This window comes from Crocosphaera sp. (genome assembly GCF_030064895.1).
GTDB lineage: Bacteria > Cyanobacteriota > Cyanobacteriia > Cyanobacteriales > Microcystaceae > Crocosphaera.
This window is the reverse complement of sequence record NZ_JASJEB010000055.1, coordinates 1-19301: the sequence shown is the minus strand read 5'-3', so window position 1 is coordinate 19301 and position 19301 is coordinate 1. Positions and strand designations below refer to the sequence as shown.

The window sequence follows — 19301 nt, the reverse complement described above, 5'->3', positions numbered from 1 at the left end:
AAATTTATGTTAATTACAGCTAATTTACCCTTAAATCGTGATAAATTTACTCAGGAAGATCAGATACTAACTATTACTGGTGCAAACTGGTCAGATTATCAAAAATTTGACTCTCAAGAATATTCAGGTTATCGAGTTTCCTATTTTAATGGAGAAATAACTATTGTGTCCCCAGGACGAAATCATGAAAGAATTTCTGAGGTTATTAACCGGTTAATTATTGCTTACTGTGAAAAGTACGAAATTCAAGATTTCCCTTTTGGACAGACAAGATTAAATGTATCGGGACAAACAGGAAGAGAACCCGATATTGCTTATGCTTTTAATTGTGACAAAGATTTACCAGATTTAGTCGTTGAAGTAATATTTAGTAGTGGTGATATTGAAATCTTAAAATCAAGTTATCAAAAGATTGGTATTCCGGAATTATGGGTTTGGAAAAATAATAAGATTACTTTCTATTATTTGCAGCAAAATAGTTATATTGTCATTGAATCTAGCAAGATACTTTCTCGTATTGAGTCAGCATCTTTTATAAAATATGTTAACCGAGGGATGACTGAAAGTCCTTTGCTTATCAAAAGGGATTTTTTGACAATTATTTAGAAACTGGTAGTCTTAAAAAATATATTGATTATGTTATAATGAGTGAAAGTTAAACCATTGAAGAATAGGAGTTAATGAAATGCCATCGTATCAAGTTATGGATATTGAAAAAAAACTGCGTAGTTATTCAGTTGAGGATAAAAAATGGTTATTAAAAAAAGTAAGTGAACAATTGCCATTAATGGAGTCAAAAGCAGGGACAGAATTAATGAAAAGTTGGGATGATGCTTATAGTGATGGTTTAGATCAATCAGAAATTGAAATGTTAGAAGCAATGCGATGTCATCAGGGTAAATTATCTGAATAATTATGACAATTTTTCAAGGAGAAATTGATTGGATTGATTTAGGACAACCTATCGGATCTGAACCTGCTTATCTTCGTCCCTGTGTCGTTGTTCAAAACAACATTCTTAATCAGTCAAAAATTGGAACTGTTATTGTTTGTGCTTTAACAACAAACTAAGGAATAGACAGCGAAATAGTAATTAATCGCTTAAAAAATAACTTTCATAAATAAGTTAAATAATTAAACCGATGAATGAGGAAAAAACACAGCAGGAGACAGATTAAAAAACTCAGCTAACTCTTGAATATGTCTAGTGGTTAATTTCCTTTTCTCATTGAGTACATCAGAAATAATGGATTCTGTTTTGAAAATAGAGACTAAATCTTTTTGTTTTAAGTTTCTTTCCTCTAACAAAATCTTTAATAACTCAACTCCATAAATATTAGGAACTATATCTAAGTCTTTTTCGTATTCATATATCAGCATCCCTAACACATCTAAATAGTCTGACTCTTCTTCCGTTAATTGGTTTTTATCTAATAACTGATTGACTATTTCTTGAGTTGCTTCTAAATCTTTCTCTGATTTTATTGGACGAGGAGGAAACTGTTTTAAAAGTTCAATATATTCTTTTTGACTATACATATTTTTAGCTAAACTGTTTTTATTTTGATACCCCCCATTATACACTATCGTAGGGTTTTAATCTTATTAAACCCCATCTACTCTGGTCAATATTTTATACACAAATCCTTTGGTTCCAAGTTAATTGAACACCAGAACCAGCTTTAACACAAGTTCTTAATTTTGTTTTACCATTAGGCTGAAGAGCGTATTGTTCTGTCCAATCTGATGCTTCTTCACTAATAGATACTACAGCATACTGACTACAGTTAGAGACTATTCTATCTGAATAATTTTTCATCAAAACTTTTGAGTGCATTATATTACTTATTATTGTCGAACTTCTTTGATCAAAATTAGTATAATTTCTATTACGAGAACCCATTATTAACCATAACTCTGTATTTCTATTAGTCGGATTATTTGTATAGTATTCAGAGACTTGATCTTCTTTTATTAAAACAGTGCGAACTCCTTTAGATTTAATATCATTAACTACTGAATTAATAGTTGCTTGACAACTAGATTGAGCATGAAATGGTTTAACATTATTAAATACAGGAAATGTAAAATAGCTAATTAAAGCGAGAGTAAAAACATTTTTCATGATAGTTTATTTTGTCATTGAATAATTTAGTGTTAATTGGCAAACAGTATAACATACAATATCTTGAGAGGAAATGTATAATTGACTAGTAGATATTGTTTCTTAAGTTAAACTAGAAATAAGTAAGCGCACCGCAAAGCGTATCTCTTCGAGAGCGCACATTTATAACTGTATTGTAGGGGTTTAATGGTATTAAACCCTAATCTATATCCCAATCACCCCAACCCTAAATCATCTATAATTGATCAATAACTGAACTTATATCAAATTTAAACATGATTAACATTACCCTGAAACAAGAGCAAGAAACATTTATCCAAGAAAAACTAAATAGTGGACAATATAATAATATTGATGAAATTATTACCGAAGCATTGTTATTACTACAACAAAAAGATAAAAACTATCAACAATGGATTAAAGAAACTCAAAGAAAATTAAATATTGGAATCGAACAATTAGATGCAGGACAAGGAATAGACAGTGAAATAGTAATTAATCGCTTAAAAAATAAAATCAATAACTTACACTAGAAAAAGTCATGACTATTTGTATTATTTCTCCAGAAGCAAGTCGAGACTTAGATGATATTTTTGACTATTTTGCTCAAGTTAGCGTTGATGCAGGAGAACGTTTTGTCCTAGAATTTGAGAAAAAATGCAACAAGTTAAAACAGTTTCCTAAAATGGGACGAAGTTATTCAGAGTTTCAACCTTCTTTACGAGGTGTTCCATTGGACAACTATATTGTTTTTTATCGTATTATTGATAATGGTATAGAAATTATTAGACTTCTTAGTGCTTATCGGGATCTAAATTCTTTGTTAACAGAGGATTAATTTTGATGTTTAGATAGTTAACTAATTAATATGGACAACCCTAACCAACCCGACAACAACCCCTTAACCCCCCACCCTGGCAAAAAAATGGGTGGTGGTTTACCCTTAATAGAAGACTGGGCCAACTACACTCTTTCTGCTGATGGGGTGCAACTCTGGAAAACCCTATTTCACAAAAGTGCTTGTTTATCTTGCGCGTGGGGAACCGGTGGACAAAAAGGTGGGTTTAGTAATGAAGTCGGAGAAACCCTACAACGGTGTGTTAAAAGTGTCGAAGCAATATCATCGGAGTTACAACCAGGAATAACACCCCATTTCTTTGAAGAATATTCCCTCACAGACTTACAACAGTTAACCTCACAAGAAGCAGATAGACTGGGCCGTTTAACATTCCCTGTTATTCTACGCAAAGGGGACAGCCATTATCAACCCATTAGTTGGGATGAAGTTTATACCTTAGTTGAAACAGCATTTAAGAAACCGTCTGATCGCATTGCTTCCTATAGTTCCGGACGTTCCTCTAACGAAGCAGCTTATCTCCTACAATTGATGATGCGATCGCTTGGCTCTAATAACTTAGCAGATTGTTCTGATTTGTGCCATCGTGCCTCAGCAGTAGGGTTAAAAACGGTGTTTGGGACAGGGACATCTTTAGTCAGTTTGGAAAGCTTAAAAGCGTCAGAATGCGTGGTTTTGGTTGGTTCCAATGCACCAGCAAACCACCCTCGTTTGATGAATGAATTAATTAAAATACGCGATCGCGGAGGGACAGTTATTGTTATTAACCCCGTGGAAGAAATAGGGTTAAAAAAGTTCGCATCTCCTGCATTTCCCGTTAAGTCTCTCCTCTCAGGATCGAATATTGCATCTTTATTCCTAAAACCTGATCCGGGTAGCGATCTCGCTATCTTTGTAGGGATACAAAAGTCTTTAATAGAAAGAGGGTTAGTTAAACAAGATTTCTTGCAAAATTATACGGAAAATTGGCAGAAAATTCTACAACAGTCTCAAGCAACTTCCTGGGAGTCTATAACAGATACTTGTGGTGTTTCCAAACAAGACATAGAAACTGCTGCAACTCTCATCAGCAATGCAAAAGGTGTTGTTTTTGCTTGGGCCATGGGTGTGACGCAACAGTTACACGGTGTGGAAACTATTTTTAGTATTGCTAACACAGCATTAATGACCGCAAATGTGGGAAAATTAGGTGCAGGGTTAATGCCTATTCGTGGCCATTCTAATGTACAGGGTTTCGGATCGATGGGAGTCACCAACAACCTCAAAAAAGAGATCCAAGAAGCATTAGAAAGGTTATTAGGGCGATCGCTTAATCGTACTCCAGGATATGACGCGCGATCGCTGATAGATGCAGCAGATGACAACAAGGTGGATACTTTGTTATGTTTGGGAGGAAATCTTTATGCAGCTAACCCTGACTTAACCCAGGCAAAACGCGCTTTAGGTAACATAGAAACGGTTATCTATCTTTCTACGAAACCCAACTTAGGACATTTTCATGGCCTCGCAGCAGAAAATACTATTATTCTTCCTGTGTATGCAAGGTTTGAAAACCCCCATAAAACTACTGTTGAGTCGGGGAATAATTTTGTTAGGTTGAATGATGAAGGGAAAACTCACCTGAAAAATGCCGATCTTGTTTCTGAAATAGACTTTATCACAGAATTAGCCCATCGTCTCTTAGGAGATGATCCCGTAAACTGGCGCAAGTTACAAGATACTCGTTATGTGCGAAAACTTATTTCTGAAACCATTCCGGGTTACGAGAAAATTGCAGACATAGACGAAACTCAAGAAGAATTTACTATTTCAGGACGCATTTTTACTGAACCAAAGTTTCCCACAGCGTCAGGTAAAGCGATCATGCAGGAAACTCCTTTACCTACCATTACTTTACCCCAACCCCAAGAGTTTGGCGTTTCTCAACCGTTTTCAGGGGTGGTGGTTGCTTTAATTACCGGACGCAGTTATCGTCAACATAATACGGTAGTCTATCGCAACGATGATCCCTATCGCAATATGCCTCACCGTTATTGTATCTTAATGAATGCTGCTGATGTAGAAAAAGCAGGTTTAAATGAGCATCAACGGGTAACAGTGGCAGGAGATGGGGGAAAATTGCACAATATTGAGATTATTTGCGGTGAAATTAAACAAGGTGCAGCTTTAATGTTCTATCCTGAAGCTAATATCTTGATGAAAGCACATCTCGATAAGCGATCGCAAACTCCTGCTTATAAAAGAGTCCCCGTCTTGGTTTACTCTGTTGGCTGAATAGTACAAAGAAATTAATTTTTTCGCCTTGACAAACTCACTGTCTTCATATTATCATTTTAATGATATATGTCTCATGATGGAAATATTGACTAAAATTTTAAAATTGCACAGATTTCCATTATGAAGCTTACTTTCAGTATTTTACGGCTACGGGGCGAAACTTGTCAACCCCTATTCATTAATCATTGTATTAAGTTAATTGGAGAAATAGGTTCTTTGTCTTGCTTGATGCTGTACCTTAAGGTCAAAATGATTTAGAATCAAATACTTGAGGCTAAGACCAAAAGGAGCAACCGATTGAAGGTAAAAGTAAAAAACCTTGGAGTTCTAAAACAAGCAGAGTTTTCGTTAGGTAATCTAACGATTATTTGTGGTGGAAATAATACAGGAAAAACTTACGCAACTTATGCCTTATTTGGTTTTCTTAAATTGTGGAAAGAAGTATTTTATATTGACATTAGTGATGAACAAGTAAAAACTTTATTAGACAAAGGAACAATTACAATTAACTTGTTAGAATATTTGGAGAATATTAATACAATTATAGGAGAAACTTGCGAAAACTATACCCAATTATTACCAAGAGTTTTTGGCTCATCAGAAGACTATTTTAAACAAACAGAATTTACAATTGAACTTGATGTCAAAGACAACAAATTAGCTCAAGGTTATAGACAATCTATTAGTACAGGAACTACAAAACTATTTTTTATTTCTAAAAATAATGATGATACAAATTTGATTATAAATTTATTATCAGAAGATAAAAATATTGGATTACCAAGAGAACTTATTAAGAGAATCATTAGTGATGCTATTAAAGATATTGTTTTTTATCCTTTTTTTCCTAGTCCTTTTATTGCTAGTGCAGAAAGAACAGGAACAGCAATTTTCCGAAAAGAACTCAATTTTGCTCGTAACCGCTTACTTGAAGAAATTAGTCAAACGGATAAAGATATTAATCCCCTAGAACTTTTATCACAAGGTTATGACGATTATGCTTTACCCATAAAAAGTAATGTAGAATTTACCAGAAAAATAGAATCAATTGCCAAGCAAAAAAGTTTTATTTTTAATGAATACCCTGAATTAATTGAAGATTTTACAGATATCATAGGAGGAAGTTATTTAGTTACCCCAACAGATGAACTTTATTATGTTCCAAAAGGTAAAAAAACAAGACTTTCAATGGATGAAAGTTCTAGCGCAGTTCGTTCTTTATTAGATATTGGATTTTATATTAAACACCAAGCACAAAAAGGAGACTTATTAATCATAGATGAACCAGAATTAAATTTACATCCAGAAAATCAAAGAAGAGTTGCACGACTATTAGCAAGGTTAGTTAACCTTGGTATTAAAATTTTTATTACCACTCATAGCGATTACATTATCAAAGAATTAAACACCCTTATTATGCTGAATCAAGATCAACCTTATCTTCAAGAAATTGCCGAAAAAGAGGGTTATATAAAAGAAGAACTTTTAACAACTAATCAAGTTAAAGTTTATGTAGCTGAAAGTACATTAACTTTATTAGAAGGTAATAAAAGAAGAACTAATTGTAACACTATTACAGAAGCAAATATTACCCCAGATTTAGGAATTGAGGTTCCCAGTTTTGATACAGCAATTGACACAATGAACCGTATTCAAGAAGAAATCATCTGGGGAGAGGAATAATGGTATATAGTTCCGATGATTTGAATATTCTTGATGAAATGATTGAAGATGAAGCAAGAATTAAATTGATAGATAATTATGGAAAAAAGCAAGTTATTTTACCTGAACCTCAAGGTGATTATGAAATAATTATTAGAAATATTTCTGAAAATACTATTGTTATTAATGCAGACAAAATTGAGGCACCTAAAACAATCTTTCAGGGAAAGAAAGGAGAGTGTAAAAGGGCTGATTATATTATTATTTCTCATAAAAATAAGCGAAAATTTATTGTTATTATTGAGATGAAAGCAGGTAAAGCTGATAACAAAGAGGTAATTCAACAACTTAAAGGTGCAGAATGTTTTGTGTATTATTGTCAAAAGATTGGTAAGTCGTTTTGGGGAGAATCTAATTTTCTTAATGGATATAAATATCGTTTTATTAGTGTTAAAAATATTCAACTAAACAAGATGCCAACCAGAGAAAAAAAACAACCTAAAATTCATGATACTCCAGAAAATATGTTAAAAATTAGTGGTAAAAAACCTTTAGAATTTAACAGATTAATTGGGAAATTATCGTAAATATGCTTCATTTATCTGTTTTAACGGCATAACATTATTATAACCGTTTTGTTATCCTCTATTGACAAGAAATTTATTACAAAATATCAAAACTTATCTAATACTGTTGTTAAAAAACCAGATTAGATTTTAGGGTGGATTAGATGGGGATAAATTATGAAACTAACCAATTAATTTGTAATCCATAGTAACCCACCAAAATCATTATTAATCAGAAAAAATTGCTGTTCCCAAATAACCAGTAATCAGACGACTACCATCTTTAAGAATATGTATTTCCGTTTGATCGCTTGCCCAATTTATACGATCTTTAAGAGAATGATTAAAAACATGAACTCGTTGATTACTAGAAGAAACATGAGAAGTTGGGGAATTTACAGCATAAGCTTCAAGATAAGCACCATCAACTAAAATATCAAGTTGCGCCAATAAATCCATTGAACCAATAGGGGCAGAATTAGCTTGTAATTGTTCTAAAGTAAACCCAGTAAATGACATTACATTGAGTCCTTTAGCCTTAATTTTAAGTGCTAAATTAGCTAATTCTTGAGCTTGCCAAAACGGTTCCCCACCAGAAAAAGTAACACCTTCATTGAGAGGATTACTGATTATTTTTTCCACTAATTCATCTACTGACATTAATTGATTAACATCAAATGACCAAGACTCCACATTAAAACATCCAGGACATTCTCGTGAGCATCCTTGCACCCAAATAACAGCACGACAACCAGGCCCATTTACATTTGATTGGTCAACATAACCCATAATATTTAGGTGTCCAGGGGGAATTTCTGTTTGTTCTAAATAGGGATTTTTTTTGACTTTCATCAGTTTTCTCCTAATAATTACAAAAACTTGTTATATGGCTGTTTTACTTCGTTGTCATTCCGAAGGATGAGGAATCTGCTTAATTTCCTAATCATAATGTCTAGTTTTTCTATTCTAGTTTTGAAATAAGAATCAGTAAAAAATTATTAGATTTTTTTAAATTTTCGCTTTTTCTACCCTTTGGAAGTTTTAGGAGTTCGGAGTTCGGAGTTCGGAGTTAGATATTAGGTGTACATATTGAGTCCGAGAAACTCTATAACTCATTTTTTTACTTAAATACAATAATCATCACAAAACAAAAGAAAATTGTTAATAAAACTGTCCAGAAATAGTTACAGTTTAATTAAATAGCTTCTCCAAGAAGATTCTTCAGTAGATGTTTTATTGTCTTTACTAAGCAGTCGCCAAGTTTTTCCTTCTGCTTGTCGTTGAAGATAAATATCAAAGTTATTTTTAGTTTGTTTAATTTCTTGACGAGGTAAAATCAGTTTTAGATTATAGGTTCCTGTTAAATGATAACTGGCTAAATCACCAATAGTAACAGGGTCTATTTTTTGAACATTAATATTATTAATATTTAAACGAGGTTTTGTTGTTTTTAACTGTTCACTTAAAGGGTTTAATCGCTGTTCCAGTTGTAAAGTGATCGCTTCTTGGACAATTTTCCCATCAGGGGCAAATTCTAAAGGAACCGCCTTGCTTTGACAAGAGGTTAAAAGAAAAGAAAAAAAGAGTAGCAATAATGCCTTGATTAAGTCTTGTTTCTTGAAAGGTAAATATGAAGTAAAATTTGCTATCATAATCATAAGAATTAATGACTATTTTTGAGTTTATGAATAACTTTCGTCTAGAACCATTTTTGTGGATTCATTTAGCCGGTTTAGCCCTTGCGCCTCTGTTATTAGTTATAGTTTGGATAGGATTAGCCGTGAGTGATCCCTGGTCATTCTATTGGCTAGAATTAGTGATAGTTGGTATACTTGGAGTAATACCTATTCTTTGGATGCAATGGACAAAACCTTTAGACTTGTTTTGTGTTCTTTTCCTATCCGTTAGACCAAATAGTTTAACAGAAGAACAACGAAAAATTTTAAGACTGTTGAAAGCCAGAAAAAACAAAATTTTTCATGGAATCGCAGCCATAGGATTATTAGGAGTAGGTTGGTTAATCTATCAATTAGCTCCCTTCGCAGCCGTCACCGCATCTATGTTACCACAGTGGCGAATCGTAGGATTAATAATCGCTGCTGTTGGCTTCTTCTTTTGTAACCTAGTGGTACAAGTTTCCGTTAGTGTTTTAGGGGTGTTATTGACCTCAGAAAAAACCTGGTTAGCAACAGAAGCCATTCCCTCCAATCAAGTCACCAACCACTTTACAGTAATCGGCTTAAGAGTAAGTAAAATCTTTTTGATTCCCAGTCTTGATCCAGCCTCAAATCTGAAGAAAGAAACTTCATGATTTTTTCAGAATTGTGTTCAAAATATCAGCACAAAGAAAAGACTTGAGTTATGCTAAAAGCTGATGAAATCATAGAAACATAAAACAATGACCAACTCAACCATGACAGGAAACCAACAAGAAGAAGCAGCCGTTTGGCAAAGTTTGCAACAGGCGATCGCCGACTGTTCAGGGTTTCAAGAATGGCAAGCACAACAAGAAACAGACACCGATGTAAAATCCCTCGATCAACAGGTTCGCTCTTATCTCAGAGAAACCTTGGAAACCTTAGCCTATTAAGCTTATGAGGGAGGGCTTTCTGCCCTCATTTTTTAAAATTTTTAGATGACACTTTAATATCAATTGAGCCAACAGATTTTGGCCGATGCAACCAACCAGAGACTATAACAAAACCTAACCCAACCGTTTCCCCGATGACCGAGAAGTGGTAATCTATAGGGTGGCAAAAACAACCATAAACATCTCGACCTTGCTCGATGTTAAACCTGAGCTTCGATAAGCTCAACTGCTGCGTTGCCAAGGGTTTAAACATTCTCGCTTAGCCAAATTAATAAGTTAATCCCCAAACATCAAAGATAAGCATGGTAGCTACAACACAAAAAACAAGCGTTGGTAAAATTACTCAAATCATCGGTCCTGTAGTCGATGCTGAATTTCCCAGTGGTAATTTACCTCGTATTTATAACGCCCTCAAAGTAGAAGGCCAAAACTCCGCAGGAGACACCGTTTCCGTTACCTGTGAAGTGCAACAGTTACTCGGTGATAACCAAGTCCGCGCCGTTGCTATGAGTGGGACCGATGGTTTAGTCAGAGGTATGGAAATTGTTGATACAGGCGCGCCCATCAGCGTTCCAGTAGGAAAAGCCACCTTGGGACGTATTTTTAACGTTTTAGGGGAACCTGTAGATGAACAGGGAGACGTGGGTAACGAAGAAACCTCCCCTATCCACCGTCCTGCGCCTAAATTAACCGACTTAGAAACCAAACCTAAAGTATTTGAAACAGGTATCAAGGTTATCGATCTACTCACCCCCTATCGTCAAGGTGGAAAAATTGGCTTGTTTGGCGGAGCAGGTGTGGGTAAAACCGTTATTATGATGGAGTTGATCAACAACATCGCCATCCAACACGGGGGTGTATCCGTTTTCGCTGGAGTAGGAGAAAGAACTCGCGAAGGAAATGACCTCTACAACGAAATGATCGAATCTAAGGTAATTAACCCCGAGAACCTATCAGAATCGAAAATTGCCCTAGTTTACGGACAAATGAACGAACCCCCCGGAGCGAGAATGCGGGTAGGTTTATCTGGTTTGACCATGGCGGAATACTTTCGTGATGTCAACAAGCAAGACGTATTGTTATTTGTTGATAATATTTTCCGTTTCGTTCAAGCTGGTTCTGAGGTGTCTGCACTCTTAGGAAGGATGCCTTCTGCTGTGGGATATCAACCCACTCTAGGTACCGACGTAGGAGACTTACAAGAACGGATTACTTCTACCAAAGAAGGCTCTATTACCTCCATTCAGGCGGTTTATGTCCCTGCGGATGACTTAACCGATCCCGCTCCTGCTACTACCTTCGCTCACTTAGACGGAACCACTGTATTATCCCGTGGTTTGGCTTCTAAAGGGATTTATCCTGCGGTTGATCCCCTAGATTCCACTAGCACCATGTTACAGCCCAGTATTGTTGGGGAAGAACACTACGATACTGCCCGTGCTGTACAATCTACCCTACAACGCTACAAAGAGTTACAGGATATTATCGCTATTCTCGGATTAGATGAATTATCAGAAGATGATCGTCGTACCGTTGATCGCGCCCGTAAGATCGAGCGTTTCTTATCTCAACCCTTCTTCGTAGCAGAAGTATTTACTGGTTCTCCTGGTAAATATGTGTCTTTAGCAGATACCATCAAAGGTTTCCAAATGATTCTCGATGGAGAATTAGATGATCTTCCCGAACAAGCTTTTTACTTAGTGGGAGATATCAACGAAGCTAAAGCTAAAGCTGAAAAATTAAAACAAGCATAAGTTTTGTTTTGTTTGCATTGCTGGTAGAGGTGTACCAAGGTTCCCCTCTACTGGATACTAATCACCGATAATCAATTACTGATATGCCATTAACAGTTCGTGTAATTACCCCGGATAAAACCGTTTGGGATGGTGAAGTTGAAGAAGCCATCTTACCTAGTACCTCCGGCCAATTAGGGATTTTAAGCGGTCACGCTCCTCTTTTAACTGCTTTGGATACAGGGGTGATGCGTGTTCGTCCTGATAAAGACTGGAAGAGTATCGCCGTTATGGGTGGCTTTGCAGAAGTGGAACAAGATGAAATTCAAGTCTTGGTTAACTCTGCTGAAGCCGCAGATGATATTGACAAAGAACAGGCTAAAGCAGATTATAATGCGGCTCAAACCCGTTTAGAAGAAGCTAGTAAGGGTGAAGACCTTTCGGAAAAAATGAAAGCAACTAGAGCGTTTAAACGCGCTAGAGCGCGTCTTCAAGCCACTGGTGGCCTGGTTTAACTTTCCGTTTGGAGACAGAATGTTTTTCTGTCTCCAAGTATTATCTCATTTCTTTAGTTTTGTTTAAAACTTTCAGTATTTTTCCTGGTCATTTCATTTATCATTTAACATTTATCATTTATCATTCGTTTGGAAGTAGGCTTGAAACCAAAATGTTCAATGTTCAATGTTCAATGTTTGGTCAAGATAAATCTTTTCTTCTAATTTTATCAATATATTTGGGTAAAGTTTGGATATTAATTACTTCTAAAGTTTTCATATTATAGGTTGTATAGATAGTTTCCTTGGAGTCGAGAGAAATATCAACAACAGTTAGGGTTTTTTGGGGAGGTAAGTTACTATTTAAGAGTTTACGGGGACCTCCTCCTAATGACCCACTATAAAGTAATTCTAATTGACCTTTTTTACCTGGATAATAGGCATGATGATGTCCACTAATATAAGTATGCACATTGTATTTTTCTAGGAGACTTTGCAGTTTTTCTCCTTCTGCCAGATAGTTTCCTGGAGTATTTCTGCCGACGGCAATAGGGTATAGAGGAAGATGGCCAATAGCTACGCGTAGTTTAGCTTGTTTTGCTGGTGAACTATTTAAACTATTTTCTACCCAAGTGAGTTGTTTTTGGTCAATAATATGGGTGGAAGCATCCCAAACTAAGTAAAAAATATCTTGTTGTTGAAAACTATAATAAAAGGGAAAATTAGTCTTATCAATAAAGTTTAATCCTGGGTTATGGTTGGGGTTATTCCAATAGGCAGAAGCAAGGTTTCTTTCCTGTTCAAAGGTATATTTTCCCCTACTAATAGAACCGGACCCATCATGATTACCAATAGTGAACCCAAAGGGGATATTTGCTTGTCTTAAAGGGGCAGCAACATGAACATCAAATGCAGCCCACATGGCCTCTATTTGTTGTTTGGTTAATGAACGTTTTTGTCCAGCTACCATGTCCCCTCCACATAGAAATAAATCTGGTTTCCATTGAGGAGTTAAAGCTATGGCTTTATCTACTTCTGGATCATAATCTGTTGAGCCATATTGACTGTTTAAATCACTAATAATAAGGATTCTAACATCTCCTTTTACTGGGGCAAATAATCCCTCTGGAGCAACAGCAATAGGTTGATTTATTCCTACTATTTTAGGAGTTTCAGCTATTACTTTTTCAGATAAATCAGGTTGAGATTGATTTAATAATTGATTTCCTATTTTAGAAAACCCAATCCCAACCAATCCACCTGTAAGTATTAAAAATTTACGACGATTATAAAGCATTAGATTGTTAATTGAATACAAGAATAATTTTTGATTTTATTTTTTATTGACATGGAATTGTTGATTTTACTGAGTCAATAGTATGTAATTTTATGAACCAAGATTTAAGATAAGGATAGGTTTTTTTCCAATCTTGATTAATGCGTAAATCATGATAACCGAAAGAACAAAGAGCAGAAATATCAGCCATTGACCAAGTGTCTCCTCCTAATAAATACTCCGTTTGACTTAGTTGTTCTTCAAACACAGGAATCAGACGATCAATGCTTTGTTTTAAAAGTGATTGATAGATTGTTGGTTCATCCTTATTTATCAAACCCTGTATCCAGAAACTAATGATATTATCTCCTAAAGTATAGCAATAGACAGGCTAGTTAGGACACATAAATTATATTTTAAGGGAACAGGGAACAGGGAACAGGGAACAGAAAAATGTCCTAATAGCTTTGGCGACTGCTATATCTGCTAATTCCTCCCATTTTCGACAGTGAAAACGTTCTTGAAAATTTTTGGGGTAAAACATTGGGTTGGGATACTTTTCTTCTAAATACTCAGCAATCAATGAAGAATCCCAAATTACAGTTCCATCTTCGTCTTTTAAGACAGGAACTTTCCCAATGGGAGAAAGTTTTAAAAAGAAATCAGGTTTAAACCTTAAGTTAATTTCGTGCAATTCATGATCTATATTTTTCTCAAGTAAAAGAATACGAATTTTTCTGGAAAAATTAGATAGAGGATGATAGTATAATGTGCAACTCATTAAAAACACCTATGTATAACAAGATTAGATTAATCGATAACTCCTATTGATTGGTAAAACTATAAATAGTTTGTCGTTCCCAAGGAAGGGTACATTGAGAGGGTTTTTTCTTTAAAGAAAAAGGACGACGCTCTAATTTAACTTGTAGTCCTGACATAGGATCATCTCCTGAAGAAATTAAAAATGCTAGGCGTTTAATATTTGGCCAAGTAACTAGATTATCTACAATATTAATGATAGCTTTTCCGTAGGGATGGTTCCTACTTTTATACCAGTTTTTATCTACCATTTGTAGTTGTTCAAATCCTAGATGAAAGATTAAAGACGGTTGTTCAAATAAGGCGGTCGCTACCGGTCTTGTTTCTTCTTGTAATAATAATTGCATAGACCGACTAAGTTCTCGTATTTGTTGCAAATTTTCGTATCTTTCGGTTATTGTTACTGGTTCCTTTTCCCAGTCAATAGCAATGGTAATTAAAAAGGTTCGCAGGAATAAATGTCCCAACTTTTCGGCTTTTGTGGATAAATAACTGGAGTTATAATTATTGGGTTCAATTAACAAGGGAACCCGTTCTACTACCTCTAAACCATAGCCTTTTAAACCAGCAATTTTTCGGGGGTTATTGGTAACTAATTTGATTTTTTTCACTCCTAAATCATTCAAAATTTGAGCCCCCATTCCGTAGTCTCTTAAGTCCGCAGGAAACCCTAATTTTTCGTTTGCTTCTACGGTATCTAGTCCCATATCTTGCAAAGAATAGGCTTTTAACTTATTAATTAACCCTATTCCTCGTCCTTCTTGCCTGAGATACACTACAACCCCCGACCCTTCTTTTTCTATCATTTGTAAGGCCGTTTGTAGCTGCATCCGACAGTCACATCTGAGGGACCCTAAACCATCCCCAGTTAAACATTCTGAATGCACTCGTACCATTACAGGATGGTCTTTAAACTGACTGGGATCACCTTTAACAATGGCTACGTGTTCTGTTTCGTCTAAAGCGTTGCGATAAGCGTAGAGTTGGAATGTGCCAAACTGACTGGGTAAGTTACAGACGGTTTCTCGATAAACAAAGCGATCGTGTCGCAGACGATAACTAATGAGATCGGCAATAGTTATCAGTTTTAGGTCGTGTTTTTTCGCGTATTCAAGTAGTTCGGGCAGTCTGGCCATGGAACCATTGGGGTTTTGGATCTCACAGATCACTCCTGCCGGGTAAAGTCCAGCTAGTCTGGCTAAGTCCACAGCAGCTTCTGTGTGGCCAGCACGTTTGAGAACTCCTCCCACTTTAGCGCGAATAGGGAAAATATGGCCGGGACGGGTTAAGTCGTCTGGTTGAGTGTTAGGATTGATGGCGATTTGGATAGTGCGGGCCCGATCTTCTGCGGAGATACCAGTAGAGACTCCCAGATGGGGGGACGCATCGATACTGACGGTGAATGCGGTTTGATTACTATCGGTGTTTTTGGTTACCATCAAGGGCAGTTCTAACTCATCTAACCGTTGTCCGTTCATGGCTAAACATATTAGTCCCCGTGCTTCTACTGCCATAAAATTGATTAGACTAGGGGTGGCAAATTGAGCAGCGCAGATGATATCTCCTTCGTTTTCACGGTTTTCGTCATCTACAACAATGATGGCACGGCCTGCTTTAATATCGGTTAAAGCAGCGTCAATGGAGTCAAATTGAGGGATTATAGTTTGTGAGGAGTACACAAGTAATTATTTTAATCAGAGTAAGTTTTCTTACCCTCGATTGTAGCGAATTCTCAGAATATAGAATATAAATTCCTAATAAAGTTCTTCAATAATTAACAATTAATAATTAATAATTAACAGTGAATTATCTTTAAGAATGCGACCTTACAGTAATGTATTAACTAATTTTTTTACTCCTATAGCGCATAATTCAATTCCTTGGTTAATAGCATCTAATATATAGGTTTTTGCCTTCTCTGCTTCTACTAAATAGATAGAAAAATCCTCAGACATTTCTAATAAGAATCCTACGGCATTAAAATATTCTTTCTATAGCAAGTTCCAAACAGCTATATCAATATCAGAATTCTTATTCATCTTCTCATAATTGAATAAAGAACCGAATAAAACAAATTTTGTTACTCCATATTTATATTCAAGAAAATTAGCACATTTTTTTGCAATTATTAATCCTTGCTTTTGTTTATCTTTCATATCTAATAAAAATTGCTTTTGCTCCAGTTGTGCAGCTACAACTTTAGTAATAATTGCTTCCTTTTCAACTGCTGTTAAATGTTTCATATTCTGGGAGCATCCCAAAGTTGCAAATTGTCCTTGATTGATAATAGTTGATCTGATTAATTTCCCCCCGTCTCCCCATCTCCCCGTCTCCCCGTCAAACTCCAAGAATAAGTTTTTTGCAAAAATGGGATGCTCCCGTATTATGTCCCTACAAACATACCCCAATAGGGATTTAAAACTGTGTTTTATCCTTATTTTTGACCCATGACATCAAGATTTAGGGAATAATTAATCATATATTTTCCTCATTTTCTGTGTTTTCAGTGGGTTGACCAAATTTAATTTGTCCCCAAGAAAGTTGTTTTTCGGGTTGTTTTTCTTCGGGGTTGAGAGTCTTTTTAAGTTCCTGTTTAACTTTGTCAATATCTTCATCAGCGATCGCATTTTTTAGGTTGCGTTTTTGGTGTGCATTTTCAATCGCATCATCTTGCGATCGGGAACTGGTTTCAAAGCATTTTTCCAAGTCACCATAGATACCCACACGACGAGATTTAGTATAAAATTGTCTTTCTGTATCTAATAGTTTAGCCATCAATTCCAAGTGCATTGTATCCTCTTCACAAATATCGGATAAAATGTCCCATTCATCACTACCTAACAAACTATGACCCACTCCTGGACGAGTATCAATAAAAGGTTCTCCTGTCACTTCCTCATAAATGCGCGGTAAACTATCATCAAATTCGTGTTTTTCTTCTAACCATATTCGTCGAATTTCGCTTAATTCTTCTGGAGTGATCAGGGTGATATCTTTCATCTCTTCGGGTGCGTTGCAACGGACTTGAACTTGTGCTTCTAGAACTCGTCTTAACCAATGTTCCCGCCAGTATTTCGTATAGGGACCTGGAATTGGTTCGATGGAAGTTTTGCCGTCTACGTTGCGTTCAAAGAGTTGAACTTTTCCAAAAATGCGCCGAAAGTCCCTCTTATCACGATCATCTTGTACATCTAATTCATTGCGGATATCTAGTAGAGGCTGTAACCACTCTTTCTCTTCGTCATTCTGAATCATCGCCTCCATCGATTTATCCTGATTAACCATAGTGCAAACCCAGCAGCCAAAGCGAGAATCTCCACAGCTAGGGGTAGAGGTATCAATGACTAAGGGACATTCATTATCTGCGGTTGCACCCCGATACATGGCGAATAAATCTTTGTTGTTATTTCCCCAAGGGTTCTGCCACTGCATCAAATAAAGCCAAACTTCATCAGTACGCCAATCTTCGATAGGAGTGTAAATAAGAGAGTTAGGTAAGCTAGCATTAGGACTGAGGCGATCGCGTACTCTCTTTTTTTGATGCTTTTCCATTGTGGCAGCTCGTTTAGCACTTTCAGCTTTACGTGTTCCCAGAACCAGAATTGTTTCACCATGAGCGCGAACCATTTCCCTTATAAAATGGTTGGCAGGCTGAATTTTCATGCGTTCAGTACACCAACGAAATTGGTTTCTGGGTGCTGGATAACCTTTGCCGATTAAACACACCCAGAATGTGTTTTTAACTGCTGGATGAAGCAGATGAGGTTCTATCGGTATTCCTTGCTCTAGTGCAGCCGATTTCATCCGCTTTAGGGAGTTGCTTACCCAGGCAGACACTATAGGGTTTTCAACTAAGGTGTCAGTTGTAATAACGTGGATTGTTTTGGTTCGCTTTTCTAGGGGAAGAGTAGCGATCGCATTCCAAACAAGTTGTAGTACTGCAGTTGAATCCTTGCCTCCGCTATATCCTACAACCCAAGGGATCTCGTCTAAACAATACAAATCCTGAATCTCTTGAGTTAAGTTTTGTATATCTTCCACTAACTCGGTCACAGTGCGGGATGGGAAGAGTGATGTCTGCATATCTGTCATAGTTATTTTCGAGTAAATTTGTACATATTAGACTTTTGCAGTCATGGCAGATATTCAAATCGAAATTCAAGGAACTGATGCGATCGCCGCTAGTGAAGAGTTATTCTCTCTCCCACAAATCTCTGGAAATTGGCAGAGGGTAGATGAAGTTGAAAGGGGCGAGATTATAACTACTATCGGGGCGATCGTCGGTATTATCGGCGGTAGCATTGCTATTGCGGAGAAAATTTACAATTGGTATCAGAAATACAAACAGGGCAAATCTGTTAAAAAGATTGACAAAGTGTTGCTAGTGAGCAAAACAGGAAAGCGTTTGCTATTGGCAGATGCCACTATAGAACAAATAAAGGCAATTTTAGACGATTGACCAAAGATATGTGAAAATCCTTCACCTAGACCTCAAACCAGCAGGGGAAGATTATATCGAGTTACGTTTTTTTGTCGATAACCCCAATCAGTACAAATCTCGCTCTCTTCCCCTCGCTGAAATTGCTGACCTCGTTAAAAAGGCAGAGGAAGGCTACCATACCTACTTACCTGAAGATTATGTCACAACGGGACAAAAACTTTATCACTGGCTCGATGGTAGCGATCGCTTTCTCCAAGGACTGATAGATAAGTATTGGCGCGAAACGAACCAGATTTTGTCCTACCTCAACTGAATCAACACCTAGAAGCACTGGTGAGGGATGATTGGTTGTTCGATCGCGCTGCAGTTGTAGGAGAAAGCTGAGTGCCGCTACAAGGAAGTCAAAAGTCAGAAGTCAGAAGTCAGAAGTATTATTTTCTCAAGGTTTCAAGCTTCTCAAAT

Annotated in this window: 24 protein-coding genes and 1 pseudogene; 14 read left to right on the top strand and 11 right to left on the bottom strand. The window is 36.3% G+C overall.

The window, feature by feature from the left end; translation table 11 throughout:
- Positions 1-6: 6 nt before the first annotated feature.
- The 3 genes and pseudogenes from QNJ66_RS13680 to QNJ66_RS13670 form a co-directional block, all read left to right on the top strand.
- Positions 7-606, top strand: coding sequence for a Uma2 family endonuclease (locus QNJ66_RS13680; protein WP_300507833.1), 600 nt, complete (start codon positions 7-9; stop codon positions 604-606).
- 79 nt (positions 607-685) lie between these two features.
- Positions 686-913 (top strand): hypothetical protein, encoded by a 228-nt coding sequence (locus QNJ66_RS13675; protein WP_300507831.1) that lies wholly within the window; start codon positions 686-688, stop codon positions 911-913.
- 2 nt (positions 914-915) lie between these two features.
- Positions 916-1068 (top strand): annotated as a pseudogene (locus tag QNJ66_RS13670) (type II toxin-antitoxin system PemK/MazF family toxin); the annotation flags it as partial.
- A gap of 66 nt (positions 1069-1134) precedes the next feature.
- On the opposite strand, the gene QNJ66_RS13665 reads toward QNJ66_RS13670, so the two are convergent.
- Together QNJ66_RS13665 and QNJ66_RS13660 are read right to left on the bottom strand one after the other, a co-directional pair.
- Positions 1135-1539, bottom strand: a complete 405-nt coding sequence (locus QNJ66_RS13665) for a transcriptional regulator (protein ID WP_300507827.1) — start codon at positions 1537-1539, stop codon at positions 1135-1137.
- Between the two features lie 94 nt (positions 1540-1633).
- Complete coding sequence (locus QNJ66_RS13660; protein WP_300507826.1) at positions 1634-2125, bottom strand: hypothetical protein; 492 nt, start codon at positions 2123-2125, stop codon at positions 1634-1636.
- A 275-nt stretch (positions 2126-2400) separates the two neighbouring features.
- Between QNJ66_RS13660 and QNJ66_RS13655 the strand changes: the two genes are divergently transcribed.
- The 5 genes from QNJ66_RS13655 to QNJ66_RS13635 all read left to right on the top strand — a co-directional run bounded on the left by QNJ66_RS13655 (position 2401) and on the right by QNJ66_RS13635 (position 7507).
- Positions 2401-2658: a type II toxin-antitoxin system ParD family antitoxin gene (locus QNJ66_RS13655; protein WP_300507824.1), complete on the top strand. Its 258-nt coding sequence runs from the start codon at positions 2401-2403 to the stop codon at positions 2656-2658.
- Positions 2659-2666: 8 nt separating this feature from the next.
- Positions 2667-2963 carry a type II toxin-antitoxin system RelE/ParE family toxin gene (locus tag QNJ66_RS13650; protein ID WP_300507822.1) on the top strand — a complete coding sequence of 99 codons (297 nt, stop codon included), beginning with the start codon at positions 2667-2669 and terminating at the stop codon, positions 2961-2963.
- A 30-nt stretch (positions 2964-2993) separates the two neighbouring features.
- Positions 2994-5255 (top strand): FdhF/YdeP family oxidoreductase, encoded by a 2262-nt coding sequence (locus tag QNJ66_RS13645; protein ID WP_300507820.1) that lies wholly within the window; start codon positions 2994-2996, stop codon positions 5253-5255.
- Between the two features lie 300 nt (positions 5256-5555).
- The gene (locus QNJ66_RS13640) at positions 5556-6941 is read left to right on the top strand and encodes an AAA family ATPase (RefSeq protein ID WP_300507818.1); all 1386 of its coding nucleotides are present in this window, start codon (positions 5556-5558) and stop codon (positions 6939-6941) included.
- Positions 6941-7507: a hypothetical protein gene (locus QNJ66_RS13635; RefSeq protein ID WP_300507817.1), complete on the top strand. Its 567-nt coding sequence runs from the start codon at positions 6941-6943 to the stop codon at positions 7505-7507. Before QNJ66_RS13640 ends, QNJ66_RS13635 begins: the two co-directional genes overlap by 1 nt.
- A gap of 207 nt (positions 7508-7714) precedes the next feature.
- Here QNJ66_RS13635 and QNJ66_RS13630 read toward each other — a convergent pair whose 3' ends face one another.
- Both QNJ66_RS13630 and QNJ66_RS13625 read right to left on the bottom strand, forming a co-directional pair.
- Entirely contained in the window at positions 7715-8338 is a 624-nt protein-coding gene (locus QNJ66_RS13630; RefSeq protein WP_300507816.1) for a 4Fe-4S single cluster domain-containing protein, read from the bottom strand.
- 332 nt (positions 8339-8670) lie between these two features.
- Positions 8671-9144 carry a hypothetical protein gene (locus QNJ66_RS13625; RefSeq protein ID WP_300507814.1) on the bottom strand — a complete coding sequence of 158 codons (474 nt, stop codon included), beginning with the start codon at positions 9142-9144 and terminating at the stop codon, positions 8671-8673.
- 26 nt (positions 9145-9170) lie between these two features.
- Here QNJ66_RS13625 and QNJ66_RS13620 point away from each other — a divergent pair, with 26 nt between their 5' ends.
- From QNJ66_RS13620 to atpC, 4 genes are all read left to right on the top strand, one after another.
- Positions 9171-9797: a low-complexity tail membrane protein gene (locus QNJ66_RS13620; protein ID WP_300507813.1), complete on the top strand. Its 627-nt coding sequence runs from the start codon at positions 9171-9173 to the stop codon at positions 9795-9797.
- Between the two features lie 87 nt (positions 9798-9884).
- On the top strand, positions 9885-10076 hold the full coding sequence (locus QNJ66_RS13615; RefSeq protein ID WP_300507811.1) for a hypothetical protein: 192 nt from the start codon (positions 9885-9887) through the stop codon (positions 10074-10076).
- A gap of 302 nt (positions 10077-10378) precedes the next feature.
- Positions 10379-11830: a F0F1 ATP synthase subunit beta gene (gene atpD, locus QNJ66_RS13610; protein WP_300507808.1), complete on the top strand. Its 1452-nt coding sequence runs from the start codon at positions 10379-10381 to the stop codon at positions 11828-11830.
- 83 nt (positions 11831-11913) lie between these two features.
- Positions 11914-12324, top strand: coding sequence for an ATP synthase F1 subunit epsilon (atpC, locus tag QNJ66_RS13605; protein ID WP_300507805.1), 411 nt, complete (start codon positions 11914-11916; stop codon positions 12322-12324).
- 181 nt (positions 12325-12505) lie between these two features.
- Here atpC and QNJ66_RS13600 read toward each other — a convergent pair whose 3' ends face one another.
- The 7 genes from QNJ66_RS13600 to dndC all read right to left on the bottom strand — a co-directional run bounded on the left by QNJ66_RS13600 (position 12506) and on the right by dndC (position 18490).
- Entirely contained in the window at positions 12506-13600 is a 1095-nt protein-coding gene (locus QNJ66_RS13600) for a metallophosphoesterase (RefSeq protein ID WP_300507803.1), read from the bottom strand.
- Between the two features lie 43 nt (positions 13601-13643).
- On the bottom strand, positions 13644-13916 hold the full coding sequence (locus QNJ66_RS13595; protein WP_300507800.1) for a glutathione S-transferase C-terminal domain-containing protein: 273 nt from the start codon (positions 13914-13916) through the stop codon (positions 13644-13646).
- A 72-nt stretch (positions 13917-13988) separates the two neighbouring features.
- Positions 13989-14360, bottom strand: coding sequence for a glutathione S-transferase family protein (locus QNJ66_RS13590; protein ID WP_300507797.1), 372 nt, complete (start codon positions 14358-14360; stop codon positions 13989-13991).
- A gap of 43 nt (positions 14361-14403) precedes the next feature.
- The gene (gene ribBA / locus QNJ66_RS13585) at positions 14404-16077 is read right to left on the bottom strand and encodes a bifunctional 3,4-dihydroxy-2-butanone-4-phosphate synthase/GTP cyclohydrolase II (RefSeq protein ID WP_300507794.1); all 1674 of its coding nucleotides are present in this window, start codon (positions 16075-16077) and stop codon (positions 14404-14406) included.
- Between the two features lie 147 nt (positions 16078-16224).
- Positions 16225-16353 carry a hypothetical protein gene (locus QNJ66_RS13580; RefSeq protein WP_300507791.1) on the bottom strand — a complete coding sequence of 43 codons (129 nt, stop codon included), beginning with the start codon at positions 16351-16353 and terminating at the stop codon, positions 16225-16227.
- 36 nt (positions 16354-16389) lie between these two features.
- Positions 16390-16641, bottom strand: a complete 252-nt coding sequence (locus QNJ66_RS13575) for a nucleotidyltransferase domain-containing protein (protein ID WP_300507788.1) — start codon at positions 16639-16641, stop codon at positions 16390-16392.
- 232 nt (positions 16642-16873) lie between these two features.
- On the bottom strand, positions 16874-18490 hold the full coding sequence (dndC, locus tag QNJ66_RS13570; RefSeq protein WP_300507785.1) for a DNA phosphorothioation system sulfurtransferase DndC: 1617 nt from the start codon (positions 18488-18490) through the stop codon (positions 16874-16876).
- Positions 18491-18533: 43 nt separating this feature from the next.
- Here dndC and QNJ66_RS13565 point away from each other — a divergent pair, with 43 nt between their 5' ends.
- Both QNJ66_RS13565 and QNJ66_RS13560 read left to right on the top strand, forming a co-directional pair.
- Positions 18534-18857: a hypothetical protein gene (locus tag QNJ66_RS13565; RefSeq protein WP_300507783.1), complete on the top strand. Its 324-nt coding sequence runs from the start codon at positions 18534-18536 to the stop codon at positions 18855-18857.
- A 10-nt stretch (positions 18858-18867) separates the two neighbouring features.
- Positions 18868-19152, top strand: a complete 285-nt coding sequence (locus tag QNJ66_RS13560; RefSeq protein WP_300507781.1) for a hypothetical protein — start codon at positions 18868-18870, stop codon at positions 19150-19152.
- Positions 19153-19301 lie beyond the last annotated feature (149 nt).

Bases quoted from the DNA above. Each gene is read 5' to 3' on its own strand.
- QNJ66_RS13630 (WP_300507816.1), bottom strand. From the start codon at position 8,338: ATGAAAGTCAAAAAAAATCCCTATTTAGAACAAACAGAAATTCCCCCT.
- QNJ66_RS13625 (WP_300507814.1), bottom strand. From the start codon at position 9,144: ATGATTATGATAGCAAATTTTACTTCATATTTACCTTTCAAGAAACAA.
- QNJ66_RS13565 (WP_300507783.1), top strand. From the start codon at position 18,534: ATGGCAGATATTCAAATCGAAATTCAAGGAACTGATGCGATCGCCGCT.
- QNJ66_RS13665 (WP_300507827.1), bottom strand. From the start codon at position 1,539: ATGTATAGTCAAAAAGAATATATTGAACTTTTAAAACAGTTTCCTCCT.
- QNJ66_RS13660 (WP_300507826.1), bottom strand. From the start codon at position 2,125: ATGAAAAATGTTTTTACTCTCGCTTTAATTAGCTATTTTACATTTCCT.
- QNJ66_RS13615 (WP_300507811.1), top strand. From the start codon at position 9,885: ATGACCAACTCAACCATGACAGGAAACCAACAAGAAGAAGCAGCCGTT.
- QNJ66_RS13645 (WP_300507820.1), top strand. From the start codon at position 2,994: ATGGACAACCCTAACCAACCCGACAACAACCCCTTAACCCCCCACCCT.
- QNJ66_RS13590 (WP_300507797.1), bottom strand. From the start codon at position 14,360: ATGAGTTGCACATTATACTATCATCCTCTATCTAATTTTTCCAGAAAA.
- QNJ66_RS13655 (WP_300507824.1), top strand. From the start codon at position 2,401: ATGATTAACATTACCCTGAAACAAGAGCAAGAAACATTTATCCAAGAA.
- QNJ66_RS13575 (WP_300507788.1), bottom strand. From the start codon at position 16,641: ATGAAACATTTAACAGCAGTTGAAAAGGAAGCAATTATTACTAAAGTT.
- atpD (WP_300507808.1), top strand. From the start codon at position 10,379: ATGGTAGCTACAACACAAAAAACAAGCGTTGGTAAAATTACTCAAATC.
- QNJ66_RS13600 (WP_300507803.1), bottom strand. From the start codon at position 13,600: ATGCTTTATAATCGTCGTAAATTTTTAATACTTACAGGTGGATTGGTT.
- atpC (WP_300507805.1), top strand. From the start codon at position 11,914: ATGCCATTAACAGTTCGTGTAATTACCCCGGATAAAACCGTTTGGGAT.
- QNJ66_RS13650 (WP_300507822.1), top strand. From the start codon at position 2,667: ATGACTATTTGTATTATTTCTCCAGAAGCAAGTCGAGACTTAGATGAT.
- QNJ66_RS13675 (WP_300507831.1), top strand. From the start codon at position 686: ATGCCATCGTATCAAGTTATGGATATTGAAAAAAAACTGCGTAGTTAT.
- QNJ66_RS13635 (WP_300507817.1), top strand. From the start codon at position 6,941: ATGGTATATAGTTCCGATGATTTGAATATTCTTGATGAAATGATTGAA.
- dndC (WP_300507785.1), bottom strand. From the start codon at position 18,490: ATGACAGATATGCAGACATCACTCTTCCCATCCCGCACTGTGACCGAG.
- QNJ66_RS13680 (WP_300507833.1), top strand. From the start codon at position 7: ATGTTAATTACAGCTAATTTACCCTTAAATCGTGATAAATTTACTCAG.
- QNJ66_RS13580 (WP_300507791.1), bottom strand. From the start codon at position 16,353: ATGTCTGAGGATTTTTCTATCTATTTAGTAGAAGCAGAGAAGGCAAAA.
- QNJ66_RS13620 (WP_300507813.1), top strand. From the start codon at position 9,171: ATGAATAACTTTCGTCTAGAACCATTTTTGTGGATTCATTTAGCCGGT.